This window comes from Nocardia sp. XZ_19_369, from assembly GCF_015355715.1.
Taxonomy (GTDB): domain Bacteria; phylum Actinomycetota; class Actinomycetes; order Mycobacteriales; family Mycobacteriaceae; genus Nocardia.
The window spans coordinates 1-20414 of record NZ_JACVED010000004.1 but is presented as its reverse complement, the minus strand read 5'-3'; the positions used below and the strand labels follow the sequence as shown (position 1 = coordinate 20414).

The window sequence follows — 20414 nt, the reverse complement described above, 5'->3', positions numbered from 1 at the left end:
CAGTGACGCACACCGATGCGTTGACATGGACACTGCGGGTCGTTACGTTCGTCTACGAGCGCAGGTCTTGGTACCAGACGTGAGGTAGACATCGGCTATGTGGACGTTCGGCACGATTGAGCAGAGTCCCGGTGCAACTACGTTTGCCTGCGCTGATCAGCCCAATCGGCCCGTTGCCCTTGCCTCGCCGTGGCCTCGGCGCCCGAACAACGCGAATCGACGATGGAAGTCTGCTTCTTCGTTCGATATCGCGGCTTGCTGCTCGCATGAGCCTGTCGTGTCCGATATTTCGAGCCATCGACAGAAGTTTCCGCTCCCGAGATGGCTGGACGTTTCTCGAGGGGCATCGATTTCTACGCCGTTTCGGGGACGGCTTCGTCCGTCGATGGCGGCAAATCGGCCATACCTTTTGGCGCATTGATGCATGGTTTACGAACAAAGGTAACGCGATGAGTTCTATTCAGAGTTCCACGATCGAGGACGTATCGACCGCATACGAGGGCATTGCCGTGGTAGGGATCGGTTGCCGGTTCCCAGGACAAATCGCCAGTGCCGACGACTTCTGGCAACTCCTGCTCGAGGAGCGGGATGCCATTCGCGATGTCCCGGCGGACCGGTGGACGAAGACCGCCTTCTACGACCGCGATGCGGCCCGTCCGGGGCATCTTCGGACCCGTGCGGGCGGATACCTCGACGACATCACGGCGTTCGACGCGCACTTCTTCGGAATCACCCCACTCGAGGCGCAGCGGATCGACCCGCAGCAGCGCCTGTTTCTGGAGACGACCTGGGAAGCGCTGCAGGATGCCGGTATCGTTCCCGAACGCCTCGCCGGTAGTAGAACTGCCGTCTACGCGGGCGTCTCCGGCCACGACTACGGGATCATTCAGCTCAATCCCGAGAATCGTTACCTGCTCGGCGGCCACACCATGGCCGGTATCACCAATTGTATTGTGGCCAACCGCGTCTCGTATCTGCTCGACCTGCGCGGTCCGAGCATGATCGTGGACACGGCCTGCTCGTCGTCATTGGTCGCCATTCACCTTGCGTGCCGGAGTATCCGCTCCGGCGAGGCGACGATGGCGATCGTCGGCGGCGTTGGCGCGAACATCTTGCCCGAGACCACCATTGCGTTCAGTCAGGGGACATTTCTGTCGCCCGACGGCCGGTCCAAGTCGTTCAGTCGGTCGGCCGATGGTTATGTGCGCAGCGAGGGGTCGGGCACGGTCATCCTGAAGCCGCTGTCGGCGGCCATTGCCGACGACGATCATATCTACGCGGTGATCCGCGGTAGCGCGACCAATTCGGATGGTCGCACGAATGGCATGACCGTGCCCGGCGAGGAATCTCAGACGCAGATGATCGCGGATGCCTGTCGTGATGCGGGTATTGCTCCGTCCGACATCGGTTATGTCGAAGCGCACGGAACGGGAACGCCGGTCGGTGACCCGATCGAGGCGCGCGCACTCGGAAAAGCGCTGTCGGCCGGGCGTAACGGGAACGGGCCGTGCATCGTCGGCGCGGTGAAGTCGAATTTGGGGCACCTCGAGCCCGCGGCCGGAATCGCCGGAATGATCAAGGCGTGCCTGGTTGTCAGCAAAGGTGAGATCCCCGCGAACATTCACGCGGCGGAACCGAACCCGGCGATCCCGTTCGAGGAGATGGGCCTGCAGCTTGCTACCGCCCGTCAACCGTGGCCTGCGGGTAGGCCGCGCTTGGCGGGTGTGAATTCGTTCGGGTTCGGCGGATCCAACGCCCACGTGATCCTCGAGGGTCCGCCGGATCGGGCGCCGAAGCCGGACACGGTAACGGAGCGTGCGGCGCACGAGCCTGTGCTGTTCAGTCTCAGCGCCAAGTCGAAGGACGCGCTGCGCGCGTACGCCGACAGTTACGCGGACTTCCTCGACGACCCCACGACAGCTCCGGCGCTGCCCGGCATCGCGGCCACGCAGGCGCAGACGCGTTCGCATTATGACCATCGACTAGCCATGGTGTGCTCGTCCGTGGACGAGCTACGCACCGCCCTGCACGACGTGGCGGCGGGCTCGTCGCCCGAGTCGGCTCGAAGCGGTGTCAAAGGGCACGCCGCTTCGAGTGTGACCTTTGTGTTCTCGGGTCAAGGCCCGCAGTGGTGGGGCATGGCGCGTGAGCTGCTCGCCACTAACGCGGTGTTCCGCCAGACGGTCGAGCGGATCGACGCCGAGCTGAGCAAGTACGCCGACTGGACCGTCACCGAGGAGCTCGGTCGCGACGAGGCCGACAGCCGCATCGGCGAAACCTTCATCGCCCAGCCCGCCGTCTTCGCGGTACAGCTCGGTTTGGCTGCCGTGTGGCAGAGCTGGGGTATCGTCCCCGCGGCCGTCGTCGGCCACAGCATCGGCGAAGTCGCCGCCGCCTGCGTGTCGGGGGCGCTGTCGTTCGAGGACGCGGTACGGGTCATCTTCCATCGGAGCCGGGTGCAGCAGAAAGCATCCGGAAAAGGAAAGATGCTCGCGGTGGGTCTGCCACGAGACGCGGCGGAGGACCGAATCGCCGCGTATCGCGGGCGGGTGGCCGTCGCGGCGTTGAACGGCCCGGAGTCGACCGCCCTGGCCGGCGACCCCGACGCGCTCGAGGAAATCGAGCGTGAGCTCAACCAGGACAAGATCTTCTGCCGCATGCTCCAGGTCAGTGTGGCGTTCCACAGCCACCACATGGATCCGCTGCAGGACGAGCTGATCTCCTCGCTCGCCGGGCTGCAGTCCGGTCCGGCGACGATTCCGATGTACTCGACGGTCACCGGAGCCATCGCCCCCACCGGCGCGCTCGATGCCGAGTACTGGTGGCACAACGTGCGCGAGCCCGTGCAATTCGCGCCGACCATCGATCGCCTGATCGAAGACGGGCACCTCACGTTCGTCGAATTGGGCCCGCACCCCATTCACGCGACGTCCATTGCGGAGCTGCTCGACAAGCGGCAAGTCAAGGGAACTGTCGTCGGATCACTGAATCGCAAGCACAGCGATTACGTCACCCTGTTGAACTCGCTTGCTTCGCTGTATGTGGCAGGTTTCGACCCGGATTGGGACACCCTGTTCGACGGTATCTGCGAACGTGTCCCGGTGCCCTTCTACCCGTGGCAGCGCGAAAGCTACTGGCTGGAAGAGGCAACGTCACGCAGCAACCGATTCCCGTCGCTGGGCCATCCGCTCGTCGGGGACGGGAACCGCGTCGCAGTCGCCGACGAGCCGGGCAAACACGTATGGGAACTGAAGCTCGACCCGGTCCGATTCCCGTGGCTCGACGATCACCGGGTCCAAGGGCCCATTGTGTTTCCCGCGGCGGGGCACCTGGACATGGTGATCGGCTGCGCGGAAGATGCGTTCGGTGCGGGCGCGTACTCGCTCGAGAATGTCGAGTTCCGGCGCGCCCTCTTCGTTTTCGACAACCGCCCGGCCCCATTGGTCCAAGTGGTGCTGACCGCGGCGCTGCAGTTTTCCGTGTACAGCCGTCAGGACGGCGACAAGGACTGGAGTTTGCATTCGCTGGGGACCCTTCGCCGCGATGCTCCCGCCGCCGCACTCCCCAAACCGCTCGCGGAACTCCAGGCCGAGTGCGCCGCTGAGGTCGATCCCGCGGGTTTCTACACCGACCTCCAACACAATGGCCTGTCCTTGGGCGCGACGTTCAAGGCGGCCATCAAGTTCACGCACGCCCCCGGCCAATCTCTGGCCCTGCTCGAGACGCCGTCGGCGGCCGCCGACGAGGCGCCGCGCCATGCGTTCCATCCCGGACTGCTCGACTCGTGCATCACCTCGCTCGCCATGGTCTACGACGACGTCCTGCCGAGTAATCGTCCCGACGGCGAAGGCAAAACGCTCTTCCTTCCGGTCGAGGTCAAACGGTTCAGCTATTACCGGAAGCCCAGCGGTACCGTGTACTGCTACGGAAGCGCACGCCTGCACGGGGACCCGATGTATCGCGAGGGCGATTTCTTGATCGTCGCCGACGACGGAACGATCGTGGCCGAGTTCGAAGGCATGCGGCTCAAGTCCATCACCCAAAGTACCGATGCGGGCGACGACCTCCTGCAGTCGTTCTACGACTTCCGTTGGCACCCGGCACCGGTACACGCGAAGACACGCATCCCAGCCGATTTCCTGCCCTCGGAAGAAGACTTGCACGTAGCCGTCGATCCGTTGATCGCCGAGCTGCGGGACTGGTCGGTCAACAACCACTACCACGCGGTGACGGAAGTGGATATGGATCGGCTGTGCATCGATTATGTGACCGAGGCCTTTTACCAGCTGGGTATGAACTTCTCGATCGACCGCCGCTTCACCCTGGACGAGGTCGCGCGGGAGCTCGGGGTGCACGAGAAACATCGGCGGTACCTCGGTCGCGTACTCGAGCTGCTGTCGCTGCAGGGGATCATCGAAGACGACGCCGGAACATGGCAGGTGCTGACTACGCCTGCCAGGGTCGATCCCGGACCGATACTTGCCCGGCTGCGCGCGGAGCATCCGGAATGCGCGAGCGAGTTCGCGGTGCTGGAGCGCTGTGGCACGGAGCTGGCCGCCGTCCTGCGCGACGAGGTCAATCCGGTCGAACTCATCTTCCCGGAGGACGAGTTCGAATCGGTCGCCGATCTGTACGGGACCTCGTTCTCCTTCGAGAAGACCAATCGCATCGTCCGCCGCATCGTCGCGGAGTTGCTGCGGGCGCTGCCGAGCGACCGACCGGTGCGGGTGCTCGAGATCGGTGCAGGCACGGGCGGCACGACCGGCCATGTGCTCGCCGAGCTGCCTGCCGAGCGTGCGGAATACGTGTACTCGGATATCTCGGAGCTGTTCCTTGCCAAGGCGCGCCAGCGGTTCGCCGACAGCGATTTCATGGACTATCGAATCCTCGACATCGAGTCCGACATCGAGGCGCAGGGCTTCGATCCGCACTACTTCGACCTCGTCGTGGCGTCGAATGTGCTGCACGCCACCGCGAGTCTGCGGGCCACCCTCGACAACGTCGAACGTCTGCTGACGTCGCAGGGGCAGCTCCTGATCGTCGAGGGAGCGGTTTCGCCGCACTGGGTCGACCTGACCTTCGGGATGACCGAAGGGTGGTGGAAGTTCGCCGACCACGACCTGCGGCCGGACTACCCGCTGTTGTCCGATGCGGCGTGGCGCGACTTTCTGCCGACCGCGGGCTTCGAGCACGTCCAGGTCTTCTCCGAGCGCGCCACCGCGGAGCAGTCCGGCAACTCGGTGATTCTGGCGCGCGGGCAGGCGCTGGACCTCGAGCCGTATCAGCCGCACGTCGAGCCGGGTGCCTGGGTCGTCCTCGCGGACGCGGACGGTGTCGCCGAACGCTATCTCGCCATGCTCGGGGAGGCAGGCGCCGCGAGTGTCGTCGTCAGGCGCGGCGCGGCCTTCGAGCAGGTCGACGCGCGGAGTTTCCGGGTGCATCCGACGAGCAGCGCGGACATGCAGCGCGTCTTGGAACAGGTGCGTGAACACACCGCAGGTGTGGCCGGCGTGCTGCATCTGTGGAACCTGGATTTCGCGGGGTCGGATCTCACCACCGAGCTGTTGCCCGAGCTGGAACTTCATGGCGCTTACAGCGTGATCGCGCTGGCGCAGGCGGTTCAGCAGCTGGACTGGACCAAGGCGCCGAGGTTCTGGGTGGCGACGGCAGGGGCACAGATCATCGAGGAGACCGACCGCGTCGTGCCCGCACAGCTGCCGAGCTGGGGAATTCTCCGGGTGCTGTTGAACGAGCAGGTCACGCTGCCCGCGAAGATCATCGACTTCGACCCGGCGACATCGGACGCCGGGCAGCGCGCGGCTCAGCTCTTCGATGAGCTACTTCATGCACAGGCCGCGGACGAGGAGGTCGCCTTCCGCGCGGACAAGCGCTTCATCGACCGCCTCGAGCACGTCTCGCTCGCCGAGTTCGAGGCGTCGGTGGCGACGCTCGCCCGCGTGTCGGACGAGACCCCCTTTGCGCTGGCCGCTCCCGCCGAGCCCGGGGTCGAGCAGCTTCGGTTCGAAAAGCAGGCCCTGCCGGTCGTCGGTCCGGGCGACGTCGCCATTCGGCCGCTCGCCACCGGCCTGAACTTCCGGGACGTCATGCTGTCGCTCGGGGTGCTGTCGGAGGGCGCGACCTTCGGCGGGTTCTACGAGAACAACCTCGGTGTCGAATGCGCCGGAGTTGTCACGCAGGTCGGATCCGAGGTCGAGGGCATTGCCCCGGGGGATCGTGTTGTCGCCTTTGCTCGCGGGTGCTTCGGCTCGATGGTGGTCGCGGATGCCCGGCGGGTCTTCACGGCACCGGCGGAACTCTCGGCCGCCGATGCCGCGACGCTGCCGATGGCGTACCTGACCGCCTGGTACGGCATGGTGGAAGTGGGCAGGCTGCGCCGCGGCGAGCGGGTTCTCATCCACGCCGCCGCCGGCGGTGTCGGGCTCGCCGCGGTCCACATCGCACACCTGCTCGGCGCCACGGTGATCGCCACCGCCGGTAGCGAGGAGAAGCGGGAATACCTTCGAACGCTGGGTGTCGAGGACGTTTTCGACTCCCGTTCGCTGGCGTTCGCCGACGCGATTCGACAGCGCTACGACGGGGTCGATCTCGTGCTGAATTCCCTTCAGGGCGAGACCATTCCGAAGAGCCTCGAGCTGCTCCGCCCCCGAGGGCGGTTCGTGGAAATCGGCAAGAAGGACATCTACGACAACTACAAACTGGGTCTGAAGCCGTTCGGCAACAACCTCATCTACGCGGCGATCGACATCGACCGACTGCTGCTGGAAGATCCGGCGCTGTGCCGCGAGTCCATGACGAAGGTGCTCGACGGTGTCGCGGCGGGCACGCTGCCTGCACTCCCCCACACGGACTTCGGCGCCGACGACGTGGTCTCCGCGTTCCGATACATGGCGGGCGCCAAGCAGATCGGTAAGGTCGTTGTCGAGTTCGAGCCGGAGACGGAGCTTCTCGTCTATCCGGCCGCGAGTGTGGACCAGGCGTTCGTCGCCGATGGCACCTACCTGGTCACGGGCGGATACACGGGATTCGGTCTGTGGACCGCCCAATGGCTGGTCGACAAGGGCGCGGGCACCGTGGTGCTGGTCGGGCGCCGGGCCCAGGTCGATGCCGAGAACGAGTCGGTGATCGCGGCGATGCGGGAGTCCGGCGCCGATGTGGTGCTCGAACGGGCCGACGTGTCGAGCGAGGCCGAGGTCGTCGGGCTGCTGGAGCGGCTGTCGGAACTGCCGCCGCTACGGGGCGTCTTCCACGCCGCGATGGTGCTCGACGACGTGGCGCTGGCGCAGATGACGGAGGAGCAGTTCCTTCGCGCCGTGCGGCCGAAGATCGACGGCGCGTGGCATCTGCACAACCACACGCGTGCGCTGGACCTGGACGCCTTCGTCATGTACTCGTCGATGAGCTGGTACATCGGCACGCCTGGTCAAGCCAACTACGCAGCGGCGAACGGGTTCCTGGAAGCGCTTGCCGCACACCGCCGCGACCTCGGACTGCCTGCCCTGACGATCAACTGGGGCGCCATCGGCGAGGTCGGGTTCATTGTGCGCAACAAGCTCGACACGCTCGCTCGGATGGGATGGAAGGCGATCTCACCGGACACAGCGTGCGGCTTCGTCGGGCGGTGCCTGGCCCAAGGTGTCAGCCGCGCAAGCGTATTCGGCGTGGACTTCGTGATGATGAGTCAGGTGATGCCGTCGTTCCGCAGCTCGCTACGGCTCGCACATCTCGCCCTCGACGGCGGATCGGGCTCGGCCACCACGTTCGGCACCGAGAGCCTGCGCGCCGAGCTCGTCGAGCTTGCGCCGGACGCGCGCGAAGCGCGGCTGGTCACGGCACTGTCCGAGCAGGTCTCGCGGATCTTCGACATGCCGGTCGATCGCCTGGCCCATGACGTTTCACTGACCGACCTCGGCATGGACTCGCTCATGGCAGGCCAGATCCGCAACGTGCTGGCCAAGCAACTCGACATCGACTTCCCGACCATGGGCCTGATGCGCGGGCCCACCCTGATCGAGCTCGCCACCGATGTCCTCGCCCACGTCTTCGACACCGGGTCCGTGGCGCTCCCCGCATCCGGGGCGGAACCCGCAGGCCCGGAGCGCTGGATCCGCGCGACGAAGGGCCGATCCGACACGGCGACACTGCGCGTATTCACGCTGCCCTTCGTCGGCGGCAGCGCCTCGGCCTTCACCTCGTGGGCGAACAGCCTGCCCGACACGGTCGACGTGGTGGCGATCCAGTACCCGGGCCGGGACAACCGCATCGACGAGGTTCCGATCGACTCGATGCCCGCCTTCATCGCGGAGCTGGCCGATGCCATGCTGCCGTACCTCGACCGGTCCTTCGTCATCTATGGGCACAGCATGGGCGGACTGATCGCCTACGAGCTCACCAAGTACCTCGAGCAGCAGTTCGCCGAGGTCCCGATGAAACTCATCATCGGGGGATGGCCCTCGCCCGAGCTGGTCGAGGGTTACGTGCGGAACCTGAAACACCTCCGCGACGGCTTCGACCTGGAGCGCGAATCGGACAGCCGGATACTCGAAGTGTTGCGAGACAACGGTCTGTTCGCCGAACACTTCGATGACGAATCGGCGGTCAAGCCGCTGATACCGGCGGTACGGGCGGACCTCAAGATGCTCGGCAACTATCGCTTCGACAACGGTGTCACGTTGCGTGCTCCGATCACGGTCCTGCGCGGTGCCGACGACCCGCTGTTCGAGCCGGCCCAGCTGCGCGGCTGGGAGCAGCTGACGATCGGCGGCTTCTCGCTCACGACTGTTCCCGGTGGCCACCTGTTCATCCAGAACGCGAGCGCGCAAGTGATGGAAACGATCGCCGAGGAGCTGTCTGCCGAGAACGCCTTCCCGAGTTTCACGGGTCTCGTGGTCACCGACTAGCTCCGACGGGGATGAACAGCATGAACGGAAGAATCATGAATCAAGTCGAACGTTACGACGTCGTGGTGTGTGGCGGGGGTTTGGCCGGACTGACCGCGTCGAGGCAGATCAAGCGGGCCATGCCCGACTGCACCGTGCTGGTGCTGGAACGCAGCACCGGCGACATCCCCGACGCCGCCTACAAGGTGGGTGAATCGGCGGTCGAAGCCGGTTCGCACTACTTCACCGAACAGCTCGGCCTCAGCGGGCATTTCAATAGGCAGCAGTTGCCCAAGCTCGGGCTGCGCTTGTTCTTCGGCGATGCCCGCGGCCCCTTCGAGGCCCGGCCCGAGATCGGTTCGCGGCGGTTCCCGCGCGTGCACTCGTATCAGATCGACCGCGGCATCCTCGAACGAGAGCTGCGGCGCGGCGTTCGTGACCTCGGTGTCGATCTCGTAGAGCTGGCCAAGGTGACCGATGTCGACCTGGCCGGCGACGACGAGGATCACGTCGTCCACTACGAATTGGAGGGCGAAAGCACCGAACGCACGGTCCGGGCGCGCTTCATCGTCGACGCCTCGGGTCGGCACCGGCTGATCCAACGCAAACTCGGCCTGGGCACGCCGAGCGCACACAAGATCAACGCCGCCTGGTGGCGCTTCCGCGGTGAATACGACGTAGAGAAGATGGCGGCGGCCACCAGCCCGACCTGGACGCCGAAAACCCAGGAGCGCCGGTGGTTTTCCACCAATCACCTGATGGGTACCGGCTACTGGGTGTGGATGATCCCGCTGTCGTCGGGAAACACCAGCGTCGGCATCGTGACCGACGAGAACGTCCACCCCTTCAGCACCTACTCGACCGAGACGAAGGCCCGCCGCTGGCTCGGCGAATACGAACCGACGCTCGCCGGGTTCGTCGAGAAGGCCGAGATCATCGACTTCCTCAAGGTGCGCAACGCGAGTTACTTTTCCAAGCAAGCGTTTTCACACCATCGATGGTCCTGTGTCGGCGAGGCAGCCGTATTCCTCGACGCCTTCTACAGCCCTGGCTCCGACTGGATCGCCTACACCAACACCATCACCACGCGGATGATCGAGCTCGACCGCACAGGCCGACTGACCGAGGCTGTCGCCGACACGTACAACCAGCTGCTGCTCGAGGATCTCTGGCAGAGCTACTTTCCGGTGTACTTGAACAACTACCCGATCTTCGGACACGCGCCTGCCATGTTCACCAAAGTCATTTGGGACACCTCGTTCTACTGGGCATTGCCCGCCCAGTTGCTCTTCCGCGGCCTGATCGCCAACGAAGACGCGGCCGCCGAATTCCATCCCATCGCACAACGATTCCACGGCATCCAGCAGCGCATGCAAGCCAACCTGCGGGCCTTCGCGACGCAAACCCGTCCGACGGACGAGTACATGTTCCTCGAGTACAGCAAGGAACCTATCTGCACACAGCTGCACTTGGACCTGATCACCGACAAGACCGCCGACCGGTGCTTCCGCGACATGCGGCGCAATGTCGACCGTCTGGAATCGTGGGCGGGGTCGTTCGAGCGAGAACTCGCCAAGAGATACGACCTCCCCCAGCCGGAGCCGACCGCGACCGCCGTCCGGTGACGGCAGGCCGGAAGCGAGCGGCGGTGTGCGGAACCGCGCCGAGTTCATTCGTCGATGTTTCGTACTGGAAACGACAGTGATGCTTAAACTGATCTTGCTGGCGGAGCGTAAGTTTCGCGCGCTACGCAGCCATCGTTCGGGGTGAGGAGGGGCTATGACCGCAGCAGGATCCACCGCGCCGCCCCTGTTCATTCAACGGTCGGGGACCGGGCCTTCGGTCGTACTGGCGCACGGCGGGCTGCCTGCGCGTGACGTGGGCCCGTCAACAGGTATTGGAATCATTTCTGACAGCGGCGCAACGCAGCCGCGATAACGAAGGATGCACTCATGAGCGATGACGCGATTCACGGGCACGAACAGATCCTCGAGCACACATTCGCAATGCTTCGCAGCTTTCCGATCCCACCCGGAGTCGACCTCGTGCTTCCGCCGCCGTCGACGAAGACGTTGGACATGCAGTTCGAAGAGTACGTTCCCGCTCGATCGTTGACCGCGACAGTGGCAGTGCCGCAGCAGTTCGCGAACGCCGTCGGCCTGCTGCAGGGGGGCTTTCTCTCGGCAATGATCGATGACCTCTTCGGGGCGCTCAGTTACCTGACCGCGCGCGGTCCGACGACGAGTTTGGACATGACGACGCATTACCTGCGCCCGGTGTTCGCCGGAGAACGGCTGAGGTTGCACACCGTGGTGCGCAAGAGTGGACGGACGGCCATTTTCCTCGCCGCGGAAGCACACAACGGATCCGACAAGCTGGTAGCGACGGCGACGTGCACGCTGCAAGTCCTGCCGGTGCCGACTTCGTAAAGCAGAGGAACCCCATGACTGTGAGTCAGCCGTTCGACTACTCGGGCCGCAGCGTTTTCGTAGCGGGCGGTACGAGCGGTATCAATCTCGGCATCGCACACGCCTATGCGAAGGCGGGAGCCAGTGTCGCCGTGCTGTCCCGTAAACAGGCGAAGGTCGACGCGGCCGTCGCCGAACTGCGCGAGCACGGCGGCTCGGTGCTCGGATTCGCTGCCGACGTGCGTGAGTTCGACGCCGTCGCCGCGGCGTTGACCTCGGCGCGGGACCGATTCGGTGAACTGGACGTCCTTGTCTCCGGTGCGGCGGGCAACTTCCCCGCGCCGATCACCGCCATGTCGTCGAACGCATTCAACGCCGTCATCGGCATCGACCTGGCCGGCACCTACAACGTGCTGCGGGCGGGGTACGAGCACCTCCGCAAACCCGGCGCGTCGGTGATCACCATCTCCGCACCGCAAGCATCGATCCCCATGCCGATGCAGGCGCACGCATGCTCGGCGAAGGCAGGGGTCGACATGCTGACCCGAGTGTGCGCGATCGAGTGGGGCGCAGCCGGTGTCCGAGTGAATGCGGTCATTCCCGGTCCGATCACCGGCACCGAGGGGATGGCGCGGCTGGCGCCGACTCCACAGATCGAGCAGATCATCACCGAGTCGGTGCCGCTGGCCCGATACGGAACCGCGCAGGAGATCGCCGACTGCTGCCTCTGGTTGAGTTCGCCGATGGCGAGTTACGTCACCGGCGCCCTCATTCCCGTCGACGGTGGGTGGTCGCTCGGCGGCGCGGCGCAGATGTTCACCGAGATGCGCAAATTCGTCGACAATCCTGATCACCTCGCCAGCTATGGTTCGCAAAGCTAGGTTGTCACCTGCCCACACAGCCGACATCGACGGCAGCGCCGCATGCTGCAACCGGCCTTCCACCGCAGTCGGCTGCCCGCGTACGCGGCGTCGATCTCGGCGCAGATCGATGCCGTCACCAGCGCCTGGCAATCCGGGCAGGATCTCGACATCCTCATGGAGACAGGGAAGTTCGCCGCGAACGCGACCGCGACCGTCGTATTCTCCGGAGCGGTGCCCGAATCCACGGCGGCGCAGAACGCACTGATCCCCTTCGGCGGCGGCGCCCGCAAATGCATCGGTGACCTGCCGGCCCTCGACGAGGCCGCTATTGCCCTGGCCACTATCGCCGCCCGCTGGCGCCTGCGTGCGCTTCCGGGCAACGATATGCGGCCCGCCCTTGCGGTGACGCTGCACCCCCGACGCCTGCACATGCGCGCCGAAATCCGCACTCCGGCAACATCACCGACCTCAGCGGACATCAGCTGAACAGCCATTCCACCAGACGCAAGATCACAGACCGCGTCCGGTACCGGCGTGCTAGCCTGAGTTCGGGGACAAGGCATGATGTCGAGTTCGGTCGAATGGACCTTTCGACGATAAGCGCTGTGCCAGCGGCAATGACGCCGTTGTTGATGCGCGGTTGGTAAGACCCGATCTGCAAGGGTAAGGGGGAATCGTGATTGGACCCCGATCCGCCGCCAAATGGAAACGCATCCGAGGTCAGATTTCTACGCGTGCCCGGCTGCATTCGATTATCTACCGGCTGGAGCTGCCGGCGGACTGGACAGTCGAGGAGTTCATCGCGTCGGTCGAGCACACACGCGGGCGCCGGATCGTGCGATTGCTGCTCCCGCCGACCGCCCCGGTAGGGCTGTGCGGGCTGTGGCTGGCGTGCGTGGACTGCGACGTGATCCTGCTTCGACAGTCGTCCGATCCCGCTATAGAGCTGCACGTAGCTCTGCACGAGGTCGGTCATATGCTGCTCGGCCACGGGCAGGACACGTCGATCCCCACCGATGAATTGACGAGGCTGACCAGTGAGTTGGCGCTGGGCCACGAGATCGACCCCGCCGCAGTGATCGCCGCCCGTGGACTATCCAGCTACGCCTCGAGCGAAGAGTATGAAGCGGAGCTGTTCGCGAACCTGATCGGCTCCCGGGCGCGAAGCATCGGACCACGCCGCGACCCGATGATGAAAGAGCTGTAGTGCATGTGGCCGGACGACCACCTGCCGACCTGGGCCACGCTGCCGGCGACGGTGTTCATCGTCGCCATCGCGATCCTGCGGCCCGTCCTGACCCCGCGCACAACCGTTTTCGGCAGCCTGATCAACACCGTGCTCGGATTCGATGCGGCAGCAGCCATCCTGCGTGAGCCGGTCATCGCTCGCCGGATAGCCGGAGTCGTCCCCGGCGGCCTACCCACGGTTTTCGATATCTGGCACTGGCTGACCGTGACGGCCTGGGCATGCGGACTCGGGATAGTGATGTTCCGCGAATACGGCCGGGTGCATTTCCGAATCCGGTTCAAGATCGTGATCGTGCTGTCGGTGGTTGTCGGCGTCGTATTCCTGGCGTTGAGCAGTCCGGCGCGAGTGCACGGAATGGCGTCGATCGCCGATTACGGGGGTTGGCGATACGGTGCCTACATCGGGTTGTATTCGATTCTGCCTCTAGTAGTTTCTTGCTACTTGTGTGCACTGAGATATCGAGCTATAACTTGGCGGGCGACCACGCGGTGGGAATTGATCATGGTGGTCGCCACGGTGTTTTTCGGCGTCGCCAACTTTCTGCCCGTGTGCTCGATCGTTGTTTCCGCTGCTTTGGACGCGACAGGGGCCGGCAGCGAACTGACCCAGCGCACGTACGACGTCGTCTCCGATGGACTCGCCTCAGGCGAGCCAGGACTGTTTCTCTTCGCCGCGCTGGTTGCGGTAACGGCCCGGTCCACGGCACAGGCCGTCGCGCAGCTGCTGCGACTGGATCGCGACTCGCGCACCGCGCGACGGCTGTATCCGCTCTGGCGGGACTTGACTGCCGCCGCACCCCAGGTCATATTCCGGCCCAAGTGGGCCGACGATTGGAACGCTTCAGCGCAGGAGCGTCTACACCGCCGACGGATCGAAATCCACGATGCGGCACAGATCGTCGCCAGATACGTGCTTCCCCTGCCGGCCGCCATCGACGACCTGATCGAGACCACCGTCGTCGAGAACGACCAAGAACACCTACGACAGGTCGCCGAGCTGGTTATCGCGGCCGACCAGCTCGCCGGAAACGATGGCGAACCGGCATACGAACCGACCGTATGCAGGTCGGATGTGCCCGACCTACAGATACTGCTTCGCCTGTGGCAACCCGCAATTCAGCTGCTCTCGACCGACCCCGCAGAGCGTCCGCAAGCCTTGGTGAGCCGCGGTGGCAGTCATCGGCGGACTCGATAACGTCCTCGGCCCGGCGATCTAGCACTCCGGGTGCCGTAGCTCTGGTGTCCCGGGCGTTCGCAGTCTCCAGCACCCATCTTCGTCATCCCAGCATGCCTTCTTACGGGATCCTTTGTCGGCCTGTAAGTTTCGGCCAAAGGCACGCCGGAATGACAGTAGGGTTGTTTCAGGCCTCGGCGGGCTTGGGTACAGGATTTCGCTGCGGATGGGCTGCGCGGGTAGCGTCGCCCGCGGAGAGGTCGGTCAGATGGGGCGGAGGCATGATGGTGTCGCTGGGGCGGTGGTGGCGCTCCGTCACCTGCTGGCGCGTGTTGGCCCTGGTCCTGGTCGCTTTACCACAGGTGTTAAGTGCGCACTTCCCGGAACTGCCGGACAGCGACGCCGGGGCGATCCACAGCGAGGCCACGGTGTTCGCGGCCTACCTGTCGCCGCCGCCGCTGCTCGAGCAATGGCTCGAATATGTCGCAGAGTCCGGCCTCGTGGTGCTGCTGCTCGCAGTCGTATTCGTGCTGCCGCGCAGGTATGCCCGGCTCGGAACGCGTTGGGCCGCAGGTAGTCTGGCCGTTCTCGGCGCGGTAGACGGATATCTCGGGATGTCGGCGCTCGAGCACAGCGCCACGGCGGGATCGGGTTTGCTGTTCATGTCGCCGTTCTACCTGCTGGCGGCGGGCGCGCTCGTGCAGAGTGAACGGCAGCACCGGCCCGAGACGAGCTAGCGTTGCGGTGTCATATCTCCCACACGGGACACCACGCATGCCGACCTCAGAGCGGGCCGACCAGCTCCGAGGACCAACGACACACCCTCAGCGACAACAGCGTCAGCCGCCGCAACCCGGTCACTGAAGTTGGCTCGAGGCAGCGCACAACATGACGAACGACAGGTGTAAACCACGTTCGACAGGCGCCGTTTGAGTGCCCGCATCGATTCCATCGACGTTTTGCCCTCGGCTTTGCGGCGGTCGAAGTAAGTGCGGCCGACGCTGGGATTGCGTAGTTGAACGATGGCCATGGTGTGCAAGACGCGGTTGATTTTCCGGTTTCCGGCGCGGGAAAGTCGATGTCGTTGCTGCTGACCGGAAGAAGCATCCAAGGGGGCGGTGCCGTTCCAGGATGCGAACCGGTTGCGGTCCCGGAAACGGTGCAGGTCACCGACATCGGCAAGCAGCCGCGCCGCGCCGGCTGGTCCGATCCCGTTCAGATCGATCAGAGTGGAACCACGCTCGGCGACGAGCTCGCGCAGCTCTTTGTCCGCGGCCTTGATTTTGCGGTCGATGGTTTCCAGTTCGCCGATCAACTCCACGACCAGACGGCGCCGGACCTTGCCTGCGGGATCGCGGGGTTTGACGGTCGCGACCAGCTTGCGCGCTTGCATCGCCGAGAGAAACTTCTTGGCCCCGCCGGGCAGCAATTCCAGCAGCAGCCGGTGCAGCCGGTTGACGGTGTCGGTGCGGGCGCGACCGAGTTCATCGCGGCGATCAGCCAGCATGCCCAACGCGATCAGCTCCGGATCCGCGTGCACCTGGCGCAGATCCGGTGACCGCAACGCCGCCAACGCCACCGAGTGCGCATCGACGGGGTCTGTTTTGCGGCCGTTACCGGTCGCGAACACTCGAACCTGCGCCGAGAGTTTCGCCGGCACGTCGATCACGGCCTCACCGTCATGGACCAGCCGGTGCGCGATATGCCGGCCGATACCGTTGCATCCCTCGATCGCCCACACTCGATCCTTGTATCGCTGTGCGGCGGCGAGCATTTCGCTGTATCCGGCGTTGTCGGTGCCATATCGGCCCGTGGCCAGCACCGTGCCGGCGGAGTCGATGATCTCGATCGTGGCTGAGCGTTTGTGCGGGTCCATTCCAATGATGGCCGTCACCAGTGGCGTCCTTCCCGTGTCGGCGTGTGAGGTCCGTGCGGGAAGGCACCGCTACTTCGAGCTGGGCAAACCCCTCTTCAGCCATTCCCGACACGGTGACCGGTAAGACGCAAGCCAATAATGAGCCACACCAATGACGCAGGTGGGCAGCCGATTAGGGAGCTTCTCACCGGGCACCTAGACCCGATCCTGGCCGGGATCAGGCCCTAACGCCAACGATAAGTAGCCGATTACAGTACGTCAGTCCAGAGTCGGCGCCCCGCTCCTGGCCGCCGGTAAGCAACCGAAACCGGCTGTTGGAGAGGTCGAGGATTCGCATCGGCTGCCCTATCCGTAGCTACCGGGTGGAACGAATACAGTTCGTGCCGCGATGAAGGTGCTTGAAATGCTCGACGGCGCACCAGTCCGGAACGCGCCGACCAAGCGCACCTCGATACTTCGGTCGTCTTCTGCGGCCGGGTCGTGCAACGGCCCGTGCGCCGGTCGTTCATCGGCAAACTTCGGCGCCGCCTGAAGTCGACAACAAGGTCAATATCGGCGAAATTATTACTGCCGCAATGAAATTGGCGCGATCCCATTTAACCGACGGGATGTCGGCCTAGACTAGTGACCAGAAACCCGGTCGCGGCACGGCTCGCCCCACTCACGTGGCGTCCATCTACGTTGCGAGTTCAACAGCGAGATGAACCCATGAAGGTACTGATCACCAGCTCGCGGATGCCGTTCGCGCTGGCCATGGTCCGGAAGCTCGCGGGCGAGGGCCGCGAGATCTACGCCGCCGATGATCACTTCCTGTCACCGGGGAACCATTCGAAGTACCTCGCGGGTCATTTCGTGTATCCACCGCCGCGCAGCGACACGGCGGGCTTCCTCTCCGAGCTCGAACGGATCGTTCGTGAGCACGAAATCGACGTGATCATCCCGACCTACGAAGAGGCCTTTTACATCGCGACCCAAATCGAGCGGCTCAGTCGGGCCGCGACCGTCTTTGCCTCGCCGTTCGCCACGCTGGCCCGTCTGCATAACAAGGGGGCATTCGAGCGGCTGGTCAAGCAGCTCGGGCTGCCGATTCCCGAGACAGTCCTGGTGACCTCCGACAGCGAGCTACGCGAGGCGACCGACCGTCTCGACAGGTACTTCGCGCGCGGAGTGTTCTCACGTGGCGGAGTGTGCTGTCTAACCAATACCGGTCCGCTGGCCGACGCGCTGGAGATAGACGAGGTCCACCCCACGCCGGCGTCGCCCTGGCTGGTGCAGCCCTACCTGGACGGTGAGACGGTCTGCACCTACAGCACCGTTCATCAGGGCCGAGTCAGCGCTCATCTGATGTACCGGATCCCTCGACAACGCAGGCACAGCACGGGCATCCAGTTCGAGGCGATCGACGCGACGAAGTCGCTGAAGCTGATCGAGCCGATCGTGGCCGAGCTGGGCTACACCGGCCAGATCTCCTTCGACTTCATGATCACCGACGACGGCCTGAGCTTCATCGAGTGCAATCCCCGCGCCACCGACGGCCTGCTGCTGATGCCCCGGGAAGAGCTGGCGGCGGGGCTGCTCGCCCCGCGGGCCGAGACGTTCGTGCTCGAACCGGGCGACCAAGTGCAGCTCGCGCTCGCCGTGCTGGCCGACGGATTTGCCGATCGCCTGCACCACCTACCCGAGTCCATCGACGACCTCGCGCAGGTGCGGGATGCCGGTAGCGGCTGGCACGACCCGCTGCCCACCATGTACTCGGTGCTGGCGATGTGCCATTCCGTCGGCCAGAGCTTCCGTGAGCACATGGGCCAGTTGGTGAGCCTCGCCGGCGACATGAACTGGGACGGCGAGCACATCGACGGAATGTCGCAGGAGGACGCGATGCTACTCACCGGCGTACCGCTGCCGTCTGAACAATCGTAAGACGACACCGGACCTCGCCCGCTGCACCGGGGCGGCCGCGGGACGACAGCAGCACTGTTCGCATGTCGCGATCAGGCGGGTGTCGCGTGCGCCGACCCCCGCCTGGCACAAGCCGCAAGCGCGTCAACCTGAAGGAAATATCCGGTCCAAGTAGCCCGCGACGAGCGTGTCCGCGCGACCACGGGCCGCGACGGCCTGCCGATCAGCCTCTGCGAGCAGTTCGACTGGATCGACCACGTCCGGATGGGCTCGCGTCGTTGCCGCGTTGTCCAACCAACGTCTGATTCCGGCCGTGGTCACCTCTGGATGAAACTGCACGCCGAGGCTGCGACCGACCCGGAATGCCTGCACAGCAGCCGCGTTCCTGGCCAGTTCGATCGCGCCCGGTGGAGGGGTGAAACTGTCGTAGTGCCATTGGAACCACGGCCCAGCCGGGATCAACGCCGGGACATCGGAATCGATACGCACCCAACCGACCTCCGGGTTCGCCGACCGGGCAACCGAACCGCCCAGCGCCCGCGCCAGCACCTGCGCGCCGAAACAGATCCCGAGCACGGCACCGCCGACCGCTACCGCCCTGGACAGCCACCGTCGCTCGGGCGTCAGCCATCGGCCGATGCCCGCGTCGTCATAGGCGGCCCACGGCGCGCCCAGCATCACCAATAGGTCGTAGATCGAACTGTCCGGAAAGGAAACCTCGATATTTGGTGAGTCATGCTGATCCGCGGGCACTACCAGGAACTCATCCACCTGCCAGCCCCGGTCAGACAGTGCGTCGCCGATCAGGCCGGTGGACGACCTGGCATCGTGCAACACACACAGTGCCCGCACGGTGACTCCTGTCAAACAGCGATAACGCGGATCGGGGAACCGCTGGATCGCGAGAACACCCTAGCCAACCTGATAGTGAACTTGTGCTGACCGATGTCGCAGTACCGCTTCGAGGCTACGCCGAGCGTCAGGCCGCGCGAAAGGACGCGCTGACCGCCTCGCACACGAGAGCCGGTCGCACAGTCGACATCTCCGGCGCGGCTGGCTGCAGCGTTCGCAGTCCGCGTCTGCGAACACTGTTCGAGCCCGGCCGGTTTCGTTGCGGCACCACGGGCGGGTAGCGGCGAAGTCCGCTTGCCCGATCACTCGTCCCGACCCGCGACGCCCGCAAACGCGCGGTAAGTAGCCGCGCTGCGAACGATTTAGCCGGACCATCTAGCGTGCTGGCTGCACTCGGCACGAGTGAGCTGTAATGCCGCTTACGGGTCGGTTCCGCCGGCCGGAGCTGCGGCCGACCGAACGCACGCTCTTGCCGATTTCAGTATGTCAGTCCAGAGTCGGCGTCCTCGCTCCTGACCGCCGCTAAGCATGCCTACCGGCGTGCTCGAATTCGACCGAAGTGTGCTCTACCAGACGCATTTCCATCCGGCAGCACGTCTGTGCCGAATCACCGGTGGTTCTATTCGCGGGTGATCCCCATCCGCGGCCGGTTCGAACATTGGAGGACGCTATGCGCAAGATTCCTGGTCTGACCGCCGCCGTGGCGGCGGTGTGCATGGCCGGTGCGGTACTCGCAGGCCCCGCCGCGACGGCCACCGCAGAGCCCAAACCGCCGAAGTGTACGAGCAAGCAGTACTTCAACGAGAGGTCCGGGTGTGTGCCGCGAAAGAAGGAAGGCCAGACAGCTACTGATGAAAGCCAGTGTGAGCAGGGCTTGTCCCTCGTGCGATCGCGGGGCCTTGCGGTCTGCAAAAAGGTGGATTAGTTGATCCGGGGATAGATTGCCCCGGAGAGCAGCGTGGATGGTGTGCGGATTCCGTGGCAGACCAGGCATCCGCACCCTATTTTCATCGGCAGAGCCTGAATTTTCTGATCGCCGATAAGTAACGTCTACTACGGTCAAGCGAATATCCGCACATCAGCGTAAGACGTTATGTGTCAAGCGGTTCGGTCGGTGGCCCCGTGTTTGTCGTCGTCCCGGCATAGCGGTAATGGGGTTGGTTCCCGGCAGCGTGTAATCGGGTTGTGTGACGACAG

At 64.7% G+C, this 20414-nt stretch carries 11 protein-coding genes; 9 read left to right on the top strand and 2 right to left on the bottom strand.

Annotation, left to right across the window (positions count from 1 at the left end; translation table 11 throughout):
- The first annotated feature begins 449 nt into the window (after nucleotides 1-449).
- The 8 genes from IBX18_RS15500 to IBX18_RS15465 all read left to right on the top strand — a co-directional run bounded on the left by IBX18_RS15500 (nucleotide 450) and on the right by IBX18_RS15465 (nucleotide 15327).
- On the top strand, nucleotides 450-8918 hold the full coding sequence (locus IBX18_RS15500; protein WP_194834375.1) for a type I polyketide synthase: 8469 nt from the start codon (nucleotides 450-452) through the stop codon (nucleotides 8916-8918).
- A 35-nt stretch (nucleotides 8919-8953) separates the two neighbouring features.
- Complete coding sequence (locus IBX18_RS15495) at nucleotides 8954-10522, top strand: NAD(P)/FAD-dependent oxidoreductase (protein WP_194834374.1); 1569 nt, start codon at nucleotides 8954-8956, stop codon at nucleotides 10520-10522.
- A 327-nt stretch (nucleotides 10523-10849) separates the two neighbouring features.
- A complete protein-coding gene (locus tag IBX18_RS15490) occupies nucleotides 10850-11326 on the top strand; it encodes a PaaI family thioesterase (RefSeq protein WP_194834373.1) in 477 nt (158 codons plus the stop codon).
- Nucleotides 11327-11340: 14 nt separating this feature from the next.
- The gene (locus IBX18_RS15485; RefSeq protein WP_228541231.1) at nucleotides 11341-12186 is read left to right on the top strand and encodes an SDR family oxidoreductase; all 846 of its coding nucleotides are present in this window, start codon (nucleotides 11341-11343) and stop codon (nucleotides 12184-12186) included.
- Nucleotides 12187-12228: 42 nt separating this feature from the next.
- Nucleotides 12229-12654 carry a cytochrome P450 gene (locus IBX18_RS15480; protein WP_194834372.1) on the top strand — a complete coding sequence of 142 codons (426 nt, stop codon included), beginning with the start codon at nucleotides 12229-12231 and terminating at the stop codon, nucleotides 12652-12654.
- A 190-nt stretch (nucleotides 12655-12844) separates the two neighbouring features.
- The gene (locus IBX18_RS15475; protein ID WP_194834371.1) at nucleotides 12845-13375 is read left to right on the top strand and encodes a hypothetical protein; all 531 of its coding nucleotides are present in this window, start codon (nucleotides 12845-12847) and stop codon (nucleotides 13373-13375) included.
- 3 nt (nucleotides 13376-13378) lie between these two features.
- Entirely contained in the window at nucleotides 13379-14611 is a 1233-nt protein-coding gene (locus IBX18_RS15470) for a DUF6545 domain-containing protein (protein WP_194834370.1), read from the top strand.
- A 260-nt stretch (nucleotides 14612-14871) separates the two neighbouring features.
- Nucleotides 14872-15327, top strand: a complete 456-nt coding sequence (locus IBX18_RS15465) for a hypothetical protein (RefSeq protein ID WP_194834369.1) — start codon at nucleotides 14872-14874, stop codon at nucleotides 15325-15327.
- Here IBX18_RS15465 and IBX18_RS15460 read toward each other — a convergent pair.
- Nucleotides 15324-16484, bottom strand: a complete 1161-nt coding sequence (locus tag IBX18_RS15460; protein WP_306796270.1) for an IS110 family transposase — start codon at nucleotides 16482-16484, stop codon at nucleotides 15324-15326. The genes IBX18_RS15465 and IBX18_RS15460 overlap by 4 nt on opposite strands.
- 690 nt (nucleotides 16485-17174) lie before the next feature.
- On the opposite strand from IBX18_RS15460, the gene IBX18_RS15455 reads away from it, so the two are divergent.
- On the top strand, nucleotides 17175-18386 hold the full coding sequence (locus IBX18_RS15455) for a carbamoyl-phosphate synthase large subunit (protein WP_194834368.1): 1212 nt from the start codon (nucleotides 17175-17177) through the stop codon (nucleotides 18384-18386).
- Nucleotides 18387-18509: 123 nt separating this feature from the next.
- Here the strand turns inward: IBX18_RS15455 and IBX18_RS15450 are convergent, their stop codons facing one another.
- Nucleotides 18510-19217 (bottom strand): type 1 glutamine amidotransferase, encoded by a 708-nt coding sequence (locus IBX18_RS15450; protein ID WP_194834367.1) that lies wholly within the window; start codon nucleotides 19215-19217, stop codon nucleotides 18510-18512.
- Between the last annotated feature and the right edge of the window lie 1197 nt (nucleotides 19218-20414).

Bases quoted from the DNA above. Each gene is read 5' to 3' on its own strand.
- IBX18_RS15490 (WP_194834373.1), top strand. From the start codon at position 10,850: ATGAGCGATGACGCGATTCACGGGCACGAACAGATCCTCGAGCACACA.
- IBX18_RS15465 (WP_194834369.1), top strand. From the start codon at position 14,872: ATGATGGTGTCGCTGGGGCGGTGGTGGCGCTCCGTCACCTGCTGGCGC.
- IBX18_RS15480 (WP_194834372.1), top strand. From the start codon at position 12,229: ATGCTGCAACCGGCCTTCCACCGCAGTCGGCTGCCCGCGTACGCGGCG.
- IBX18_RS15500 (WP_194834375.1), top strand. From the start codon at position 450: ATGAGTTCTATTCAGAGTTCCACGATCGAGGACGTATCGACCGCATAC.
- IBX18_RS15495 (WP_194834374.1), top strand. From the start codon at position 8,954: ATGAATCAAGTCGAACGTTACGACGTCGTGGTGTGTGGCGGGGGTTTG.
- IBX18_RS15455 (WP_194834368.1), top strand. From the start codon at position 17,175: ATGAAGGTACTGATCACCAGCTCGCGGATGCCGTTCGCGCTGGCCATG.
- IBX18_RS15470 (WP_194834370.1), top strand. From the start codon at position 13,379: ATGTGGCCGGACGACCACCTGCCGACCTGGGCCACGCTGCCGGCGACG.
- IBX18_RS15485 (WP_228541231.1), top strand. From the start codon at position 11,341: ATGACTGTGAGTCAGCCGTTCGACTACTCGGGCCGCAGCGTTTTCGTA.